Annotated in this window: 19 protein-coding genes and 1 tRNA gene; 11 read left to right on the top strand and 9 right to left on the bottom strand. The window is 67.8% G+C overall.

Annotated features, from left to right (window positions below):
* The first annotated feature begins 103 nt into the window (after positions 1-103).
* From ABQE89_RS15450 to ABQE89_RS15430, 5 genes are all read left to right on the top strand, one after another.
* A complete protein-coding gene (locus tag ABQE89_RS15450) occupies positions 104-895 on the top strand; it encodes an SDR family oxidoreductase (RefSeq protein WP_448418038.1) in 792 nt (263 codons plus the stop codon).
* 61 nt (positions 896-956) lie between these two features.
* Positions 957-1,241: a hypothetical protein gene (locus tag ABQE89_RS15445; RefSeq protein ID WP_448418008.1), complete on the top strand. Its 285-nt coding sequence runs from the start codon at positions 957-959 to the stop codon at positions 1,239-1,241.
* 51 nt (positions 1,242-1,292) lie between these two features.
* Positions 1,293-1,532: a hypothetical protein gene (locus tag ABQE89_RS15440; protein WP_448418006.1), complete on the top strand. Its 240-nt coding sequence runs from the start codon at positions 1,293-1,295 to the stop codon at positions 1,530-1,532.
* A gap of 49 nt (positions 1,533-1,581) precedes the next feature.
* Positions 1,582-2,814 (top strand): Nramp family divalent metal transporter, encoded by a 1,233-nt coding sequence (locus ABQE89_RS15435; protein WP_448418004.1) that lies wholly within the window; start codon positions 1,582-1,584, stop codon positions 2,812-2,814.
* Positions 2,815-3,885 carry a poly-gamma-glutamate hydrolase family protein gene (locus tag ABQE89_RS15430; protein ID WP_448418002.1) on the top strand — a complete coding sequence of 357 codons (1,071 nt, stop codon included), beginning with the start codon at positions 2,815-2,817 and terminating at the stop codon, positions 3,883-3,885.
* Here ABQE89_RS15430 and ABQE89_RS15425 read toward each other — a convergent pair.
* Complete coding sequence (locus ABQE89_RS15425; protein WP_448418000.1) at positions 3,882-4,985, bottom strand: glutamate--cysteine ligase 2; 1,104 nt, start codon at positions 4,983-4,985, stop codon at positions 3,882-3,884. The two genes, ABQE89_RS15430 and ABQE89_RS15425, sit on opposite strands and share 4 nt — an antisense overlap.
* Positions 4,986-5,152: 167 nt before the next feature.
* Between ABQE89_RS15425 and ABQE89_RS15420 the strand changes: the two genes are divergently transcribed.
* From ABQE89_RS15420 to ABQE89_RS15405, 4 genes are all read left to right on the top strand, one after another.
* On the top strand, positions 5,153-5,974 hold the full coding sequence (locus tag ABQE89_RS15420) for a TIGR03621 family F420-dependent LLM class oxidoreductase (RefSeq protein ID WP_448417998.1): 822 nt from the start codon (positions 5,153-5,155) through the stop codon (positions 5,972-5,974).
* A gap of 29 nt (positions 5,975-6,003) precedes the next feature.
* A tRNA-Arg gene (locus ABQE89_RS15415) sits at positions 6,004-6,079 on the top strand.
* Between the two features lie 434 nt (positions 6,080-6,513).
* A complete protein-coding gene (locus ABQE89_RS15410) occupies positions 6,514-8,007 on the top strand; it encodes an alpha/beta hydrolase fold domain-containing protein (RefSeq protein ID WP_448417996.1) in 1,494 nt (497 codons plus the stop codon).
* A gap of 45 nt (positions 8,008-8,052) precedes the next feature.
* A complete protein-coding gene (locus ABQE89_RS15405; RefSeq protein WP_448417994.1) occupies positions 8,053-8,670 on the top strand; it encodes a flavodoxin family protein in 618 nt (205 codons plus the stop codon).
* Positions 8,671-8,683: 13 nt separating this feature from the next.
* Here the strand turns inward: ABQE89_RS15405 and ABQE89_RS15400 are convergent, their stop codons facing one another.
* Positions 8,684-9,367, bottom strand: coding sequence for a GAF and ANTAR domain-containing protein (locus ABQE89_RS15400; RefSeq protein ID WP_448417992.1), 684 nt, complete (start codon positions 9,365-9,367; stop codon positions 8,684-8,686).
* A 307-nt stretch (positions 9,368-9,674) separates the two neighbouring features.
* On the opposite strand from ABQE89_RS15400, the gene ABQE89_RS15395 reads away from it, so the two are divergent.
* Positions 9,675-10,127 carry an Hsp20/alpha crystallin family protein gene (locus ABQE89_RS15395; protein WP_448417990.1) on the top strand — a complete coding sequence of 151 codons (453 nt, stop codon included), beginning with the start codon at positions 9,675-9,677 and terminating at the stop codon, positions 10,125-10,127.
* 19 nt (positions 10,128-10,146) lie between these two features.
* On the opposite strand, the gene ABQE89_RS15390 is transcribed toward ABQE89_RS15395, so the two are convergent.
* Positions 10,147-10,572: a hypothetical protein gene (locus ABQE89_RS15390; RefSeq protein ID WP_448417988.1), complete on the bottom strand. Its 426-nt coding sequence runs from the start codon at positions 10,570-10,572 to the stop codon at positions 10,147-10,149.
* Between the two features lie 23 nt (positions 10,573-10,595).
* Between ABQE89_RS15390 and ABQE89_RS15385 the strand changes: the two genes are divergently transcribed.
* Complete coding sequence (locus ABQE89_RS15385; RefSeq protein WP_448417986.1) at positions 10,596-11,042, top strand: cupin domain-containing protein; 447 nt, start codon at positions 10,596-10,598, stop codon at positions 11,040-11,042.
* A 3-nt stretch (positions 11,043-11,045) separates the two neighbouring features.
* Here ABQE89_RS15385 and ABQE89_RS15380 read toward each other — a convergent pair whose 3' ends face one another.
* From ABQE89_RS15380 to ABQE89_RS15355, 6 genes are all read right to left on the bottom strand, one after another.
* Positions 11,046-11,822 carry a VOC family protein gene (locus ABQE89_RS15380; protein ID WP_448417984.1) on the bottom strand — a complete coding sequence of 259 codons (777 nt, stop codon included), beginning with the start codon at positions 11,820-11,822 and terminating at the stop codon, positions 11,046-11,048.
* Between the two features lie 63 nt (positions 11,823-11,885).
* The gene (locus ABQE89_RS15375) at positions 11,886-13,310 is read right to left on the bottom strand and encodes an aldehyde dehydrogenase family protein (RefSeq protein WP_448417982.1); all 1,425 of its coding nucleotides are present in this window, start codon (positions 13,308-13,310) and stop codon (positions 11,886-11,888) included.
* Positions 13,311-13,338: 28 nt separating this feature from the next.
* Positions 13,339-15,045 (bottom strand): thiamine pyrophosphate-binding protein, encoded by a 1,707-nt coding sequence (locus ABQE89_RS15370; RefSeq protein WP_448417980.1) that lies wholly within the window; start codon positions 15,043-15,045, stop codon positions 13,339-13,341.
* Between the two features lie 13 nt (positions 15,046-15,058).
* Positions 15,059-16,030 (bottom strand): acyl-CoA dehydrogenase family protein, encoded by a 972-nt coding sequence (locus ABQE89_RS15365; RefSeq protein ID WP_448417978.1) that lies wholly within the window; start codon positions 16,028-16,030, stop codon positions 15,059-15,061.
* On the bottom strand, positions 16,030-17,196 hold the full coding sequence (locus ABQE89_RS15360; RefSeq protein ID WP_448417976.1) for an acyl-CoA dehydrogenase family protein: 1,167 nt from the start codon (positions 17,194-17,196) through the stop codon (positions 16,030-16,032). Before ABQE89_RS15360 ends, ABQE89_RS15365 begins: the two co-directional genes overlap by 1 nt.
* Positions 17,193-18,104 (bottom strand): Gfo/Idh/MocA family protein, encoded by a 912-nt coding sequence (locus ABQE89_RS15355; RefSeq protein WP_448417974.1) that lies wholly within the window; start codon positions 18,102-18,104, stop codon positions 17,193-17,195. Before ABQE89_RS15355 ends, ABQE89_RS15360 begins: the two co-directional genes overlap by 4 nt.
* Between the last annotated feature and the right edge of the window lie 4 nt (positions 18,105-18,108).

Here is an 18,108-nt window from a genome sequence, read left to right as displayed (position 1 = left end):
AGGAATCAGTTATCCACAGGCGTTAGAACGTGTTCCAGAAAGCCTGGCCTCGGATGCGCCGCACCCTGTTACGGTGGCGCCCGATGACGAAAGGGAACAGACGGTGATACTCGACAGGTTTCGGCTCGACGACCAGGTGGCGGTGGTGACGGGCGCCGGCCGCGGCCTCGGGGCCGCGATGGCGGTGGCATTCGCAGAAGTCGGCGCTGACGTCGTCATTGCGGCGCGAACCCAGGCCCAACTCGAGGAGGTCGCCGAGCAGGTCAAGGCCACTGGCCGGCGGGCACACATCGTCGTCGCCGACCTCGCTCACCCCGAGGACACCGGCAAGCTCGCGAGTGCGGCAGTCGAGGCGTTCAGCAGACTAGACATCGTCGTGAACAACGTCGGTGGCACCATGCCCGCCCCGCTGACAAACACCTCCACCAAGGACCTGCGCGACGCGTTCACCTTCAATGTCTCCACCGCGCACGCGCTCACCACGGCGGCTGTGCCGCTCATGCTCGAGCACTCCGGCGGCGGCAGCATCATCAACGTCACCTCGACCATGGGCCGACTCGCGGGGCGGGGTTTCGCCGCCTACGGCACCGCCAAGGCCGCGCTGGCGCACTACACCCGGTTGGCCGCTCTCGACCTGTGTCCGAAAATCCGGGTCAACGCGATCGCGCCCGGTTCGATCCTGACGTCGGCGCTCGACATCGTCGCGTCCAACGACGAACTGCGCGAGCCGATGGAAAAGGCCACGCCCATGCGCCGACTCGGCCGACCCGAGGACATCGCCGCCGCAGCGGTGTACCTCGCATCGCCGGCGGGCAGTTACCTGACCGGCAAGACGCTGGAAGTCGACGGCGGGCTGACGTTCCCCAACCTGGACATGCCCATTCCTGATCTGTGAGGCAGCCCGGCTTGTACGCTGAGCGATAAGCCGGGGAGTACTTGAACAGAAGGGCGCGCCTATGCGGACCACACTTCGTTATCTCACTCCGCTGTTCGCCGCCGCCGGAATGGCAGCGGCAATCCTGGCCGCTCCGGCGGCCGTCGCCGAGCCGGAACCGTCACCGACGCCCGCGCCGGGCCAGCTGCCGCAGTGCGTCAACACCGGTGGCGCCGAGGCCCTGGGCGGCTCCAACACCGAATGCGCCACCCCCGGCAACGTGCAAATCGACTCCACGCCCGCCGAGCAAGAGTTCGTCGGCCCCTGGGGCAGCATGTGGGGCGGCGAAGGCTTCTTCTTCCCCTGATCTCGGCGTTCGGCACGCCGAGTCGTTTGCTTTCGGCCCTAGGAGGCCCATATGCGAACGCGGCTCCGTTGTGCCACAGCGCTTTTCGCGGCCCTGGCCGGGATGTACATCGTCTCGGCTCCGGTAGCCGCGCCCACACCGCAATGCACCAACATCAGCCCGAACACCACCCAGTGCCAGACCAACGGCAGCGCGCAGATCGTCACGTCCCCTCCGGTCGTCGATAGCTGGGTCGGCTGGCCGTGGTGGGGCGGCGGCCTCGTCATCACCCTGGGCGGCTGGGGCCACTAGGTTTCGGTTACCCTAACTTTTCTGTTCGACTACCGGACAAAAGGAAAGGGTGGCGTTGGCCCGCGACGAAGCACTGCGGCTGCGGCCGAGCTGGGTGCTGCTCGGGCCCGCCTTCGTCGCCGCCATTGCCTACGTCGACCCCGGCAACGTCGCCGCGAACGTCAGCGCGGGCGCCCAGTTCGGCTTTCTGCTCGTCTGGGTCATCGTGGTGGCCAACGCCATGGCCTGCCTGGTGCAGTACCTGTCCGCGAAGCTGGGCTTGGTCAGCGGGCTGTCATTGCCGGAAGCTGTCGGTCGCGGAATGCGACGCCGCAACCGGCTGGCGTATTGGCTGCAGGCCGAATTGGTCGCCATGGCAACGGATCTCGCCGAGGTGGTCGGCGGCGCCATCGCGCTGTACCTGCTGTTCGATCTGCCGTTGCTCACCGGCGGCGTGATCACCGGAACCGTCTCGCTGCTGCTGCTGTTGGTCAAGGATCACAGCGGCCAGAAGATGTTCGAACACGTGGTCACCGGTCTGCTGTTGATCATCGCGATCGGATTTCTGGCCAGCGTCGTCGTCGCGCCTCCGCCCCCGGACGAGGTCGCGGGCGGGTTGGTGCCCAAGTTCGCGGGATCCGAAAGCGTGCTGCTCGCGGCGGCCATGCTGGGTGCGACGGTGATGCCGCACGCGGTGTATCTGCACTCCGGCCTGACCCGCGACCGGCATGGGCACCCCGAACCCGGCCCGATGCGCCGGATGCTGCTGCGGGCCACCCGCTGGGACGTCGGCATCGCGATGGTGGTCGCGGGTGCGGTCAACCTCTCGATGCTGTTGGTGGCGGCGACCAATCTGCAGGGCCGGGACGACACCGACTCCATCGAGGGCGCGCACGCGGCGGTCCAGAGCACGCTGGGAGCCCCGGTGGCGTTGCTGTTCGCGATCGGACTGCTGGCCTCGGGCCTGGCGTCCACCTCGGTCGGTGCTTATGCGGGCGCGATGATCATGCAGGGCCTGCTGCGTCGCTCGATCCCCCTGCTGGTGCGCCGCTTGGTGACGTTGCTCCCGGCGCTGGTGATCCTGGCGCTCGGCCTGGATCCCAGCCGCGCGCTGGTGTTGTCCCAGGTGGTGCTGTCGTTCGGGATACCGTTCGCGCTGATTCCGCTGGTACGGCTGACCAGCGATCGGGAGTTGATGGGCGAGGACGCCAATCACCGGGTGACGACCGCTCTGGGCTGGGGGGTGGCGGGGTTGATTAGTGTGCTGAATGTGGTGTTGATCTATCTGACGTTCGCGGGCTGAATGCTTCAAGGTATCGGCGGCCACTCGTACTTCGCGTACGGGTCGAACCTGTGTGTTCGGCAGATGGCGCAGCGCTGCCCTGGCGCGGCCGACCCGCGCCCGGCCACGTTGGCCGACCACGACTGGCTGATCAACGAGCGAGGCGTGGCGACCGTCGAACCGTTCGACGGCTCACTGGTGCACGGCGTGGTGTGGCGACTCACCGATCACGACCTCGCCGTGCTCGACAGCGCCGAGGGCGTCCCGGTGCGCTACCGGCGCGACCGCATGACCGTGCACACCGACGCCGGCCCGTCCGAAGCCTGGGTATACATCGATCATCGGGTCGAGCCGGGACCGCCGCGACCCGGCTATCTCGAGCGCATCATCGACGGCGCGACGCACCACGGCCTGCCGCACCGCTGGGTCGAGTTCCTCAAGCGGTGGGACCCGGCGCGCTGGCCCCGTCGGGCAGAGACCTCGAATTTAACGCCGCCACAGTCGCTTTCGGAACTGTTGGCCGAACCCGGAGTACTCGAATACAGCGAATTGCGCTCCCGCTTCGGCTTCCTCGCGATTCACGGCGGCGGGCTGGAACAGATGACCGACGTCATCGCCGAACGCGCCGCCGACGCCGCGGGCGCCTCGGTGTACGTGGTGCGCCACCCCGACCACTACCCGCACCATCTGCCCTCGGCCCGCTACCGCGCGCAGGAGTCCGAACGCCTGGCGGAATTCCTCGAGCACGTCGACGTCGCGGTCTCGCTGCACGGGTACGGACGCATCGGCCGCAGCACCGACCTGCTGGCCGGCGGTGGCAACCGGCGTCTGGCGCACCATCTCGCCCAGCATGTGGCGGTGCCCGGCTACCGGGTGATCACCGACCTCGACGCGATTCCGCGGGAACTGCGCGGGCTGCATCCCGACAATCCGGTCAATCGCGTCCGCGACGGCGGCGCCCAACTCGAACTGACGCCGCGGGTGCGGGGCATCAGCCCCCGTAGCCAACTGCCCGGCGACGACGGCCTCTGCCCCGCCACGTCGGCATTGGTGCACGGTCTGGTGGCGACCGCGCATTCGTGGTCTGACTAACCGACGTCGGCCAACGTCGCGTCGGCCGCCTCGGCCAGGACGTCCGCGACGTCGTGTCCACGTCGCCACGCGCGGCGCTGCCGCATCGCGCCGTTGCCTCGTTCGGCGACACCGTCGAGTTCGGTGGTCACCGCCTCGTAGTCGCCGACCGCCTCGAGCGCGGGCCGGACGTGTTCGACCATGCGGTCAAGCAGCACCCGCGTCGACACCGGGCCGTGGCTTTCGAACAGATCGAGGGCCTCACCGTCCAGCCCATCGCGAGCGGATTTCCAGTAAGCGGCCCGCAGCGCATGCGGGGTCAGCGGTGGGTGTGGTTCGCCGCGGCGCTCCTCGTCGAGCGCGGTCATCACCGCGCCGCGGGCCAACATGGCCAGCAGCACCGTCTCGCCGACGGTGGCGGGCACGTCGGCGACCCGCAGTTCGATCGTCGGGAAGGTGGCCGACGGGCGCACGTCCCAATAGACCATGCCGTCGTCGAGCAACGCGCCCGTATGCCGCAACATGCCCACGACGGCGTCATACTCGTCGACGGAGTCGAATTCCGGTGGTGGCCCGGCGCTGGGCCAGCGTGCCCACAGCACGCTTCGCCAACTGGCGTAGCCGGTGTCGGCGTTGCGGTAGATCGCCGAATTGGCGGTGAGCGCCAACAAGATCGGCAGCCAAGGCCGCAGCCTGTTGCTGACCCGGATCGCGGCCTCGCGGCTAGGCACCGCGACGTGCACGTGGGCGCCGCAGATGCCCTGCTCGTGGGCGATCATGCCGAACCGTTGCGCGATCTCGCGGTAGCGCGGGGTGTCGGTGATCGGAAACTCGTGCGGCACGGTCGGCGGCAGGCCGACGGCCAGCAGTCGCGCGCCGCTGGCCTCGGCGGCGTCGGCGGCGGCGCGTCGCAGCCTCACCAGCTGCTCTCGAAGATCCTGGCTGCCGCCGACCACATCGGTGGCGGTCTCGACCTGGCAGGTGGTGAGCTCGAGTTGCAGTGTCACTCCGCGCTCGGCAGCACGGCCGGCGACCTCTTCGTTGCGTGCGACCGGTTCTCCGGATGCCGGGTCGACGAGAAGGAACTCCTCCTCGACGCCGATGGTGGGGTGGGTGGCCATGGCGGAAGTATTGATCCGGCCCGTCGGAGTGGTTCACGACGGGCCGGATCGGGCGATAAGTCCTCGGTTCGATGACTTCGGGGATCGAAGTCGGCGAGAGACTTATTGCCCAGCGGGGGCACCCGCCAAACCCCTTCGACGAGAAATCTTGAACCTAGGATCGGGTGATGGCCAAGGACTTCCGGTTCGGTGTCGGGCTACAGGCCGCGCGGCGAGCGCAGTCGGTGCAGGAGTGGGCGCGCCGCGCCGAAGATATGGGCTACGACGTCGTGCACATGGCCGATCACCTCTACACCACGGCGCCGTTTCCGATGATGACCGCGATGGCGCTGGCGACCGAAAAGCTGCACGTCGGGACGTTCGTACTCAACGCCGGGTTCTACCGGCCGGCGGTGTTGGCGCGGGACGTAACGACGCTACGGGATCTGACCGGCGGCCGTTTCGAACTCGGCCTGGGGGCGGGCTATGTCAAGGAGGAGTTCGAGCAGGCCGAGTTGCCGTACCCGACGGCCGGTCAGCGCGTCGAGTGGCTGCGCCACGTCACCGAGCACATGAACGACCACGTGCCCGACGTCCCGATTCTCATCGCGGGCAACGGCGACAAGCTGCTGACGCTGGCCGCCGAACGTGCCGACATCATCGGCCTGACCGCCGGCGCGCCGATCACCGCCGATTCTGATCCGCTTGCGGAGCGGGTGGCGTTCGTGCGGGCGGCGGCGGGCGACCGGTTCGACGCACTGGAGTTGAACATCGCCGTGACCGCACTTCCGCTCGACGATTCCGGCAGGCCCGACCTGTCGATCACCCGGCGGTTTCTGCCCCACCTGTCCGATGAGGAACTGTTGCGGACACCGGCCGTTCTGTCCGGATCGACGACCGAGATCGCCGACACGATCCGCCGCTACCGCGACACCTACGGCGTCAGCTACATCACCGTGCAGCAGCGCCATGCCGAGGCGTTCTCGAAGGTCATCGCGGAACTGCGGTGAGCTCGCCAGCCGGTAAGCTGCCACCCGCAGCCCCCGTAGCTCAGGGGATAGAGCACGGCTCTCCTAAAGCCGGTGTCGCAGGTTCGAATCCTGCCGGGGGCGCCAGGCTGTGTATTACGTCGGGTGATGGGTGACAGTCGACCGCGGTGCTGGTGCACATTGCCGGGGTCGAGCCGCCGCTAGTCGAACATCGATCATCAACATCTCGTCCATCTAGATGCCGCATTTTTGTCATTGGTTTGCCATCGAGGTTGTTATCGTGCGGGATATCCCTCGTCAAGGAGGCGGTGCCGGGCATGGGTCGATTTGCTGGTCTGATTCTCGCGCTGGGTGTTGGGGTGGCTGTGCTTTCCGGGCATGGGGTCGCGCAAGCCGAACCGTCAGATACTTCCTCTGACTCCTCGTCGGGAACCTCGACGTCCACCGACGCGCAGACAACGTCGGACACTGGAAGCACTGCCTCGATTACCGACGATTCCCCTAGCAGCGCCACGCCTTCCAGTCCTGAGCCCGCGCCCTCCGATTCTGAGCCCCCACCATTGGACGACCCGACGTCGCTCACCTCGCCTGCTACGGAGTCCCGGCTTCAGCGCAAGGGGCAACCGCATTCAGACACCAACGTCGCAACGCATCTGACACCGAACTCGACCATCGGTTGGTCCGCGGCAGCGAGCGAATCGACGGCTGTGCCGAAAGATGACGACGCCGAACTCACCGCGCCGCCGACACAAACGCCCAACGATGCAACGTCCCCGCTGCCGGCGACGATCAGCGATGTTCCCCTCGCACGCGTTTCGGCGCCGGAGCCGGCCGTGTCGAAGACGGATTCGCCGCAGCCCGCTGCGGCGAACGACCCCGCCGAACCTGTCGAGTTGATAGTCGGTGCGGTGTCGAACTTGCTCGGTCCGCTGGTTACTGGCGGCACGCCAGAAACGCCCCCCGCAGCGCCCGCCGCGTGGTCCCTGTTGGCGTTCGCGCGACGCGAATTCGACACTGCACTGACCCCGGCGTCGGTAGCCGACGATTCTGCTGCCCCGCAGACGACGAGCCAGACGGTCCAGACACAGGTCGAAAACTCACTGACCTATACGCCGCCGCCCACGATCATCGACCAGTTGACGCTCGCCGCCCTGCGCCTGGTGCGCGACATCACCGGCTTCATTGGCATCCCCTACACCGCCATCTTCGCAGGACTGATCGCCAGCGAGAATCCTCCCTTCTTCCTGACACTGGGGTTGAACGCACGCAAGACCGAGTTCGAGGTATCGCCCGGAACCACTTGGAAGGTCTGGGAGTTCGAACCGACAGAACCGACCGGCGCCACCGTGATCGCGATCCACGGCGGCGCGGCGATCTACCAGCCCAATCTGTTGCACTGGGTCGACTACACCCAGATGGCACGTCAAACCGGGGCGACGGTGCTCGTGCCGTTGTACCCGCTGGCGACGACCGAGGCGGGTTCCTTGCTCAACGTCACGCCCGGGGTGACTGATTACATCTCGCATGTGATCGTCGATCGTGGTGCCGAGAATGTCAGCGTCTACGCCGACTCGCAGGGCTACACCTACGCGTTTGCCGCTGCCCGACAACTGATCCTGCGGGCTGAAGAACTCCCGGCAAGAATGGTCGTGGTCTCGGGCCAAGCCGATTATTCGCAGGAGAATGACGGCGCCGGCATCGACGACCCGTTCTTCAATGCCGTCACCATCAAATACTTTTCGACGGGCGTCCACACCTTCGACGGCATCGTCGACAAGGATCCGAGGGTAAGCCCGTTGCGCATGGAGACCGAGGTCCTGCGGGCGCTGCCACCGACCACGATCTATGTCGGGACAGAGGAGATAACGCTGCCCAGCAACCTGCTGCTCTATGAGCGCGCGGTCGAGATCGGGGCGCCGATCTCGATGGTGGTGGGCCGCGGCCAGTATCACGACTGGCCCCTCGGCGGGCTGCCGGTCAACTCCGCTGCGCCGCTGGTGCGCCGCGACATCTATCGTCAGCTCGGCCTGCTGTCCGACACCGCCCAGGTGTGAAACACGGCGGTGTTTGGGGGACCACCGGCCGGGTAGAGCTTCCGCATGGTGGACAGTCAACTGCGCGCACTGGCGCTCATCTGCAGCCTGAAGCCGAGCCCGTGGGCGTCGAGCAGCGCGCTGATCGCCGAGCACGTGTTCGCCACGCTGCGCGACGTGGGCGTCGAGTGCGATGCGGTGCGCTGCGTGGACTACGCGATCGCACCTGGCGTCGAGGCCGATATGGGCGACGGCGACCAGTGGCCGCAGATCCGCCAGCGGGTGCTCGACGCCGACATATTGCTGCTCAGCACGCCGGTATGGGTCGGCCACCCCTCGAGCGTGGCTCAGCGGGTGCTCGAGCGCTTGGACGCCGAGTTGTCGAACAAGGACGATGCCGGGCGTCCGGCGCTCGCGGGCAAGGTGGCGATTGTCAGCGTCGTCGGAAACGAGGACGGCGCACACAAGATCGTCGCCGACCTGTTCCAGGGCCTCAACGACGTCGGGTTCAGCATCCCCGCGCAGGGCTGCACGTATTGGACCGGGGTGGCGATGGAGTCGACGGACTACCAGGAGCTCGATGAGGTCCCCGAGGCCGTCGCCTCTGCGACTGCGGCCGCCGCACGCAACGCCGCGCACCTGGCTCGCACCCTACGGACGGCGCAGTATCCGGCCTACGAATAACCGGGGCGCTCAATCACGTGTTGCGCGTGTCGATGACGCGCTGGGCGATATCGGCCAACCGGACATTGCTGTCTTGCGATAGCCGTTTGAGCATCTCGAAGGCCGCGACCTCGTCGACTCCGTAGCGCTCCATGATGATGCCCTTGGCCTGCCCGATGCGGTCACGGGTCGTCAGCGCCGACTGCAGTTGCTCACCGCGCCGGCTGGCCAACAGCGCCGCCGCGGCGTGCGCGGCCAGGATCGCGCCCGTCGTCTCGTCCTCGGCGTCGAAAGCGTTGGGGCGGAAGCCGAACATGTTCAGCGCGCCGGCGGTGCGCTCGGCGGTATAAAGCTTCACCGACAGCCCGCTGAGCACGCCGTGCTCGACGGCGGCGGCCGCGTACCGTGGCCACCGGTCCTCGCACCGGAAGTCGTCGGTGCGCAGGATGAGCCGATCCAGGGCGGCCTGCACACACGGCCCTTCCCCGTACGTCATCTGGATCTCGTCGAGCGTGTGCGGCAGTTCCGAGGTCCCCGCCAGCGACTCGAATTTGCCGCCCTTGCCGACCAGCAGCACGCCGACGGTGTCCGCACCCGGTATCAACTCCCGCGCCGTCGAGGTGACATCGGCGAGCACCTCGTCGACGGTGCGGGGTCCGGCCACCGATCTGGCCAGGTCAGCCATTCGCTGGGCGAGATCGTGATTCGGCGCAGCCATGTGCCAAGGCTTCCCGCCGCAGCGCCCGGTTACACCAGACCCGGTGCCCCACGTTTGTGCATGTCCCCATGTGGCAACCTCTCTACAAGCTCAGGTGACGGTCGACCGCCACCCGAGCTGAGGTCTCGTCGGTTCAGACCCGCAGCCGACGGGGCCGCCTCGTGAGGCCCGACCGCCGGGAAAACGTCGCGGAAAGTCAACGCAAGGCGTTAGCACTCGCAACATGCGAGTGCTAAAATCGCAGGTGCACAGTGATTCAGCTGCCCGCCAGGGTGGCGGGCCTGACGCGACGTAGGAGGTGGTTACTGTGCTTCGTTTTGATCCGTTCAGTGACCTTGACGCATTGACGAGGGGCCTCTTGAGCCCTCAAGCCGGATCGAATCGGGCTCCGCGGTTCATGCCGATGGACCTGTGCAAGATCGACGACCACTACCTGCTGACCGCCGACCTGCCCGGCGTCGACCCCGGTTCGGTGGACGTCAGCGTCGACAACGGCACGCTGACCATCTCGGCCCACCGGTCCGCGCGCTCCGACGACGACGGCGTGCAGTGGCTGGCCAACGAACGGTTCTTCGGCACCTACCGTCGGCAGTTGTCGCTCGGTGAGGGCGTCGACGCCTCGGCCATCACGGCAACCTACGAGAACGGCGTCCTGTCCGTCACCATCCCGCTGGCCGAACGCGCCAAGCCCCGCAAGATCGAGGTTGCCCACGGCGCGGGCCAGAAGTCGATCGAGCCGACGACCGTCGAATCCGGATAACCACGATCCGCCAGGGCGGTCATGCCACCGGTGTGGCCGCCCAGGCGGCGACCATCGCCCACACGGAGAGCACGACGGCCAGAATCGCCACGGCCCCACCGAGATACAGGCCGAAGCCCGCCGACACCGGTGGGTACACGTACAACCGGTAGTACCAGACCGTGAGGACCACGAGCAGAACCGAAATCGTCAGCGTCGCCGACGATGCCGCCCGCGCCGACAGCCCGCGTGCCGCCATCGCCCCGGCGACGATCAGCGTCGCCGCCAGCAGCACGATCGCCTGACCCACACCGAAACCGGTGAGCTGTGCGGGCAGATCGCCCACCACGCCGCCGATCGCGCCGGCGCGCGCCCCACCCGGCGCCGTCAACCACGGCAGCCAGCAACTCACCACGACGATCGCCCCGCACAACGCGACCAGCCAGCCGGGACGCACGCGTGACATGCGGTTGAGACTACGGTATGGCAATGACCGAACTTCCCGACTGGGCGCGCCGCCTCGACCTTGCCCCGCACCCCGAAGGCGGTTGGTACCGGGAAACATGGCGCAGCGAACTGACGATGCCCCAATCCGCGCTGCCGCCCGACTACACCGGCCCGCGCAGCGCCGGAACGGCCATCCTCTTCCTGCTCATGCCCGGTCAGCAGTCCGCCTGGCACACCGTGCGCAGCGCCGAGGTCTGGCTGTACCACTCCGGCGGGCCGCTGCTGCTCGAGTTCGGACCCGAACAGGACTCTGCGACAACCTATCTGCTCGGCGCCGACGTCGCGGCCGGCGAACATCCCCAGCTCGTCGTACCACCCGGGCACTGGCAGCGCGCCCGCCCCCGCGACGACCAACCGTGCCTGGTGAGTTGCGTGGTGGTCCCGGGTTTCGACTTCGCCGACTTCGCGCTGGGCGCCTCTACCGCCTGACGGTCACTGCAGCGACGACAGGTTGAACGTCGCTCCCGTCGGGTCGGCGACCGCGGCCAACCGGCCATACGGCGTGTCCTCGGCGCCGCGGATCACGCTGCCGCCGTTGTCGACCACCAACTGCACGGTCTTGTCCACGTCGTCGGCACCGAGGAAGAACGACCAAGTCGACGGCGTACCGTCGGGCAGCACAGACCCGTCCATCACACCCAGAAGCGCCTCACCGTCGAAATCAGCTGTGCTGTAACGGAACTCGTCGGTGTCCGAAACGTTGGTCACCTGCCAGTCGAACACCTCGCGGTAGAAGTCGATGGCCTTGCCGTACTCGCGGGTGGTCAGCTGGTGATAGACCGGCGCACCGTGGGCGTTGACAAGCTCGTAACCCTGGTGCCCGGTCGGCTGCCAGAGGCCGAAGAACGCGCCGGTCGGATCGGTGAGCAGACCCATCCAGCCCTTGTCCTTGATCTCCATCGGTTCGACCGGGTCGACACAGGCGAACGCGCCGGCCGCGGTGGCCTTGGCGATGGTGGCCCGCACGTCCGTGGTGTGGAAGTAGGTGCTCCAGCCGTCCGGGCTGTTCCACTGCGGATCGTTGAACATCAGCCCGGCGACGGGCCTTCCCTCCTGCATTGCGTTGAGGTATCCGCCGTAGTCCGGGCCGTATGACTCGAACGTCCACCCGAAGACGTCGCGGTAGAACCGCTGCGCGCCTTCGGTGTCGGAGGTGGCCAGGTCGATCCAGTTGGGGGCGCCGACGGGCGCGCTGAGACGGACGGGCATGGTGGTCTCCTTCGGTGTCAGGAATCAGTCACCGATGAAGACCACCGCCGCGCCGAAAACTCATCACGCGGGCGCGTAGCCCAGCGCCCCCTTGATCTCCAGGTACTCGTCGAAGCCGAACTCGCTCCACTCGCGTCCGTTGCCGCTGCGCTTGTACCCACCGAACGGGGCGTTGAGGTCGAAGGCGTGATTGATCGCCACCGAACCGGCGCGGATTCTGCGCGCGACCGCACGCGCCGCCTCGAGATCGGCCGCCGAGACATAGCCGGCCAGGCCGTACTCGGTGTCGTTGGCGATCTCGACGGCGTCGTCGAGGTCGTCGTAGGTGAGGATGCACAACACCGGCCCGAAGATCTCCTCGCGGGCGATCGTCATGTCGTTGGTGACGTCGGCGAACACCGTCGGCTTGACGTAGTAGCCGGTGTCGAGCCCGTCGGGCCGGCCCGGGCCGCCGACCACCAACGTTGCGCCCTCGTCGATGCCTTTCTGAATCAGCCCCTGGATCTTGTCGAACTGGGCCTTGGAGGCCACCGGACCGATCGCGCTCTTGTCCTCGGGATCGCCGACCTTCACCTGCTCGGCGGTCGACTTGGCCACCGCGATCGCCTCGTCCTTGCGCGAGGCGGGCACCAGCATCCGCGACGGGGCGTTACAGCTCTGCCCCGAGTTCGGCATCATCGCCTTGACGCCGACCGCGACGTTCTGTGCGAAGTTGTCGTCGTCGAGCACGATGTTGGGGCTCTTGCCGCCGAGTTCCTGGGTCACCCGCTTCACCGTCGGCGCGGCGTTGCGCGCGACGTCGATGCCCGCGCGCGTCGACCCGGTGAACGACACCATGTCGACGTCGGGATGGCTGGACAGCGCGACGCCCACGCCCGGACCGTCGCCGAACACCATGTTGTAGACGCCAGCGGGTACCCCGGCCGCGTCCATCACCTCGGTGAAGATCTGGCCCGAATACGGCGCCACCTCAGACGGTTTGAGCACCATCGTGCACCCCGTCGCCAACGCCGGGTAGACCTTGCAGGCGATCTGGTTGATCGGCCAGTTCCACGGGGTGATCAGCCCGCACACCCCGATCGGCTCCTTGATCACCAGCGTGGACCCGCGCGGCTCCTCGAACGAGTAGTTCTTCAGCGCGTCGATCGCGTTGGTGAGATGGCCCAGGCCCATCATCACCTGCGCGCCGGTTCCCAGCGCGGGCGGCGCGCCCATCTCTTCGGACACCGCGGCGCCCAGGTCCGCCGACCGCTTCTGGTACTCGGCCAGGATCGCCTGCAGCAGGTCCAGGCGCTCCTCGCGGGTGGACTGTGACCAGGCCTCGAACGCCTTCCTTGCCGCCTTGACGGCCTTGTCCACGTCGGCGGCCGAACCCACCGCGATCTTGCCCGAGACCTGCTCGGTTGTCGGATTGTCGACGTCTAGGGTCGTCAACTCGACCGGGTCGACCCACTTGCCGTCGATGTAGAACTTCAGATACTCGCGCATGGCTTCCTGCCTTTCCTCGAACCCGAGCTTATTGCGTGCCCTCTGCGTACCAGGTTCGAAATTCCTCGTACTTCGGCATTTCCTCGGAGTTTGCCTTGGGATCGATGCACACGTGCACCACCGCCGGTTTTCCGCTGGCGAAGGACCGCGCGATGGCCGGGCCGATCTCGTCGTCCTTCTCCACGTACTCGCCGTGGCAGCCGAAGCCCTCGGCGATCTTGTCGAACCGGACGTCCTTGCTCCAGTGCACCCCGGGCTGCGGCGACGGCTGCTCGAAGGTGCGCTTGTACACGCCGACCTCCAGGCCCCACTGGTGGTCGACGCCCACCACGCACACCAGCGGCAGCCCTTCGCGCAACGCGGTTTCCAGTTCGGCGATGTGGAACAGGAACGACGAGTCGCTGGTGAGCAGCATGACGGGCCGCTTGCGTCCCTCTGCGATGGAGGCGCCGACCGCATAGGGCAACCCGGTGCCCAGGTGGCCGAAGTTCTGATTCCAGATCACATCGCGAGGTTTGGCCTGCGAGTAGGTCCACTGGAAGATCACCGTCGCCCCGCCGTCGCGGACCATGATCCCGTCCTCGGGGAAGGCGCGGGTGGCCTCCACGACGAACCGCGCCGGGTGCACCGGGGTGCGCCCGGACGGGGCGTTCTCGGCGAGTTGGGCGAGCTCCTCGGCGTCCTTCTTGATCAGCACGTCGAGGTTGGCCGACGAGGTCCGCGGATTGTCGCGCAGCGCCTCGACCAGTTGCGGGACGACACCGCGCAGATCACCGACCAGCGGGACGTCGATCGGGCGGTTGACCCCGATCGCCATCGGATCCTGTTCGACGAGAACCCATTTGCGTACGTCGTCGCGTTCGGCCCAATGCCGGGTCTTGCCGTAGTGCACGGGCTCGCCGAGTTCGGTGCCCAACGCGACGCACAGATCCGAGGCGACGACGGCGTCGACGGCCGAGGGCGAGAACCCGTAGGCGAAGGTGCGGTCCTCCAGGCCGGGGATGAACGACGTGCCGCCCGAGGTCTGGATCACCGGGCACGCCATCAGGTCGGCGAGTTCCTTGACCGCCGCCTGGGTCCGCGACGTGTGCACGCCGTGCCCGACCAGCAGGATCGGGCTCTCGGCGGCCCGGATCAGTCGGGCGGCCTCGGCGATCTCGTTGGCGCCGGCGCCCTGGTTGACCAGCCGATATCTGTTGGGCGGCAACGCATCGGGCACGTCGAGTTCCTCGAGCAGCACGTGCGACGGGTATTCGACGTAGCTCGGGCCCGGGGTTCCCGACAGGGAGCGCCGGATCGCCTCGCGGATGATCTCGTCGGTCTGGTCGGGGTACTCGATCGACGCGCTGTACTTCACCGACGGCGCGAAAAGCGGTTCCTGCCTGACGAACTGGATGCGACCGCGGCGAACCCGGCGTTCGGTGATGCGGGCGCGCTGCCCGCCGAGGAAGATCACCGGCGAGTTCTCCACCTTGGCGCACTGGATCGCGCCTGCGATGTTGGCCATGCCCGGGCCCAGCGTGCCGATGCACAGGCCCGGCCCGCCGGTCATCCGGGAGACGGCCTCGGCCATGAACCCGGCGCTCAGCTCGTGGTGCGGCGCCACCACCGACCAGCCACGGGCGTGTGCTTCGGCGAACATGTGCACGAAGTTGGGATCCGGAATGCCGAACAGCGTGTTGACGCCCTCGGCCTCGAACAGGTCGAGGATGCGTTTGTAGACCGGTACACCCATGGGGACTCCTTAGTTATCGGTAGCGTTTGGCTAGTTCTCTGCGGTGGGTTGCGGGCGAGCCGAACAACGAGCGGTTGAGTGCGGCGCGTTTGAGGTAGACGTGGATCCCGCTCTCCCACGTGTATCCGATACCGCCGTGCAACTGCATGGCCTTGCCGGCGATGTCCACGGCGGTGCTGCCGGCGTACGCCTTGGCCATCGCCGCCGCGGTGGCGGTGTCCGGCGACCCTCCGGCGACGGCCTGCACTGCCGCGCCGACGAGTTCGCGGGTGACGGCGATGCCGACGCGCATGTCGGCGCACGCGTGCTTGACGGCCTGGAAGGAGCCGATGGGCCTGCCGAACTGCTGACGGACCTTGACGTAGTCGACGGTGGCGGTCAGCATCGCCTCGCTGAGACCGAGGCTGTCGCATGCGACCGCGACCGCCGCCCTGTCGTGCAACCGCCGAACAGCGGCCGCAGGATCACTGTCGAAACGCAGTGTCTGCGTACCGGTTTCGGCGGCCGTCGGGTCCACGGCGGCCAGGCTGCGGGTCTCGTCGAGCACCGGTCGGGGTTCGACGGTGGGGGCCGTCACGGTCACATCGTGCTCGCCGACCATCAGGACGCGGTCGGCGCCCTCGGCGTCCGGCACGAAATCTGTCGGGCCCAGCGCGACCGCCACCCGCACGGCGCCGGAGGCCACGTCGGCCAGCAGGGCGTCTCGGGTGTCGCTGGGCTGCAGGGCGTTCAGCGTGCCCACCGCCAGTACGGCGCTACCGAGGTAGTGGGTGGCGGCGGCCGCGCGGCCGATCTCCTCGCAGACGACGGCGACCTCGGCGAAGGTGGCTCCCGCGCCGCCGAACTCCTCGGGCACCTCCAGGCCCACCCAGCCGGCGTCGGCCAGCGCCGGCCACCCGACGGTCCGATCCTTGGCCAGCAGGTCGGCGGCGACGGCGCGCAACTCGTCGTGGAACTCGGTGAACTCTGTGCTTTCCTGGGCCATCATGCGCTACTTGGTTCCCGCGGCAGCCCGAGGCCCCGCTCGCCGATGATGGTGCGCTGGATCTCGCTGGCGCCACCGGGGATCGTCCACTCCCAGGACCCGATGAAGTCGAGCACCCAGGCGCCCGACTCCCAGCCGCTGGAGCGGGGCTTGGCCAACTCGGTGTGGACGGCAAGCCCGCCGATCTCCGCGCCGAAGTCGGTCATCCGTTGCAGCAGTTCGCTGTAGTACAGCTTGACGATGGAGGCACCTGCCGGATCCGCCGGTCCGGTTGTGCTGTCTTCGACCAGCTTTCGGCACAGTCCACGCAGTCCGGTGATCTCGATCTCGAACTGGGCAAGCCGGTCGGCGACGATCGGGTCGTCGACGTCGGCCGCCTCGACCAGCCAGCGGAAGCCGGCATTGCCGAGGCGTTCGGCCAACTCGAGCATGGTCATGCCGCGCTCGGCGCCGAGCGTGGCCTGTGCCACCTGCCAGCCGGTGTTCTCCGCGCCGACGAGGTTGGCCGCAGGTATGACGACGTCGTTGAGGAAGATCTCGCAGAAGTGCGAGTCGCCGATCGCGTTGCGGATCGGGCGCACCTCGACACCCGGGGTCGCCATGTCCATCAGGAAGTACGAAATGCCTTTGCGTTTCGGCGCTTCGGGGTCGGTACGGGCCAGCAGGAGACACCAGTCGGCGTGGGTGGCGCCGCTGGCCCACAGCTTCTGACCGTTCACGACGTACGAGTCGCCCTGCCTGCGTGCGGTGGTGCGCAGGGCGGCGAGGTCGGAACCCGCCTCCGGCTCGGAGAACCCCTGCACCCAGATCTCGCCGTCCAGGATCGCCGGCAGGTGGCGACGGCGTTGTTCGTCGGTGCCCGCCACCAGCAGGGTCGACGCGGCGTGGTGAATGCCGACGAACGCCAACACCAGTCGTGGCGCGTCGTGGGCAGCCAGTTCCTGGTACAGCACCACCTGTTCGGCCACCGGCATCCCGCCGCCCCATTCGCCGGGCCAGTGCGGGACCGCGAAACCGGCGCTGTGCAGCGTCGCGAACCAGTTCTTCTGGAATGCGACGAACTCCTCGTCGGTGACGTCCGTCTGCGCCCGGCGCCAATCGCGCGGAACGTGTTCGGCACACCACTGGCGCACGGTGGTGCGGAACTCGTGTAGCGACGCGGTCATGAGGCGACCGCCCGCAGCCGATCCATCACGTGCGCGACGGCGACGCCGTCGTCGAAGGACGGGGCGATCTGGGTGCCGGTGCGCAGTGCCTCGGTGACCTCGGCCAGAAACGACGCCAGCGCAGGCGGCGGCGACCGCTTCGGCGGCGGGGCGAACTCGAAGCTCTGCGGGTCCTGGCCGGGCCGACGAAGCACGAGCGTGGTGTCGGCGGTCAGCTCGACCACGCCGTCGCTGCCCGTCAGTGTCGCGCGCGGAACGACCGGAACCGCGGCCGCGAACCCGGTGTCGTGGGTGGCGGTGCACCCGTTGTCCATCGTGAACCACGCCGAGTAGGCGTCCTCGGCGGTCGCCCCGGCAGCCGACCCGTCGATGCGGGTCAGGCCACCGCAGTCGGCCACCTCACTGCCGAACAGCCACCGGGTGAAGTCGATGAGGTGTGAGCCGTAGGCCCCGATCCACCCGCCGCCGAGGTCGCGATCGTTGAGCCAGCCGAACTCGCGCCCACGTAGCCCGCTGCCGAAGAAGGTCCAGTTCAGATGCTGGGGGGTGCCGATCGATCCGGTGTCGGCCAGGTCCTTGAGCTTGGCCCACGATTCGGTGTACCGGAACTCGAAGTTCAGGAAGTGCAGGACGCCCGCCCGCGAGGCACGGTCGCGCATCTTCTCGGCTTCGGCCGTGCTGCGGCCGAAGGGCTTGTCGCACAGCACCGCCCGGCCGTTGTCGATCGCGCCCATCACGTGCTCGAGGTGCATGAACGGCGGCGAGTGCACGGAGACGAGGTCGGCCTCGGAGGCCAGGGCGTCGCGCACGCCCGCGGAGTCGCGGGGGCTGACGACGTCCACCTCGTGCCCCAGGCTCTGGTAGACGGGTGCGGCGGCGTGCTTGCCGAACCCGGTGCCGATCACCACGACC

The organism is Mycolicibacterium sp. XJ1819 (assembly GCF_053483675.1).
The sequence above is the reverse complement of the archived record's forward strand: the minus strand, read 5'-3'. Positions and strand labels throughout refer to the sequence as shown.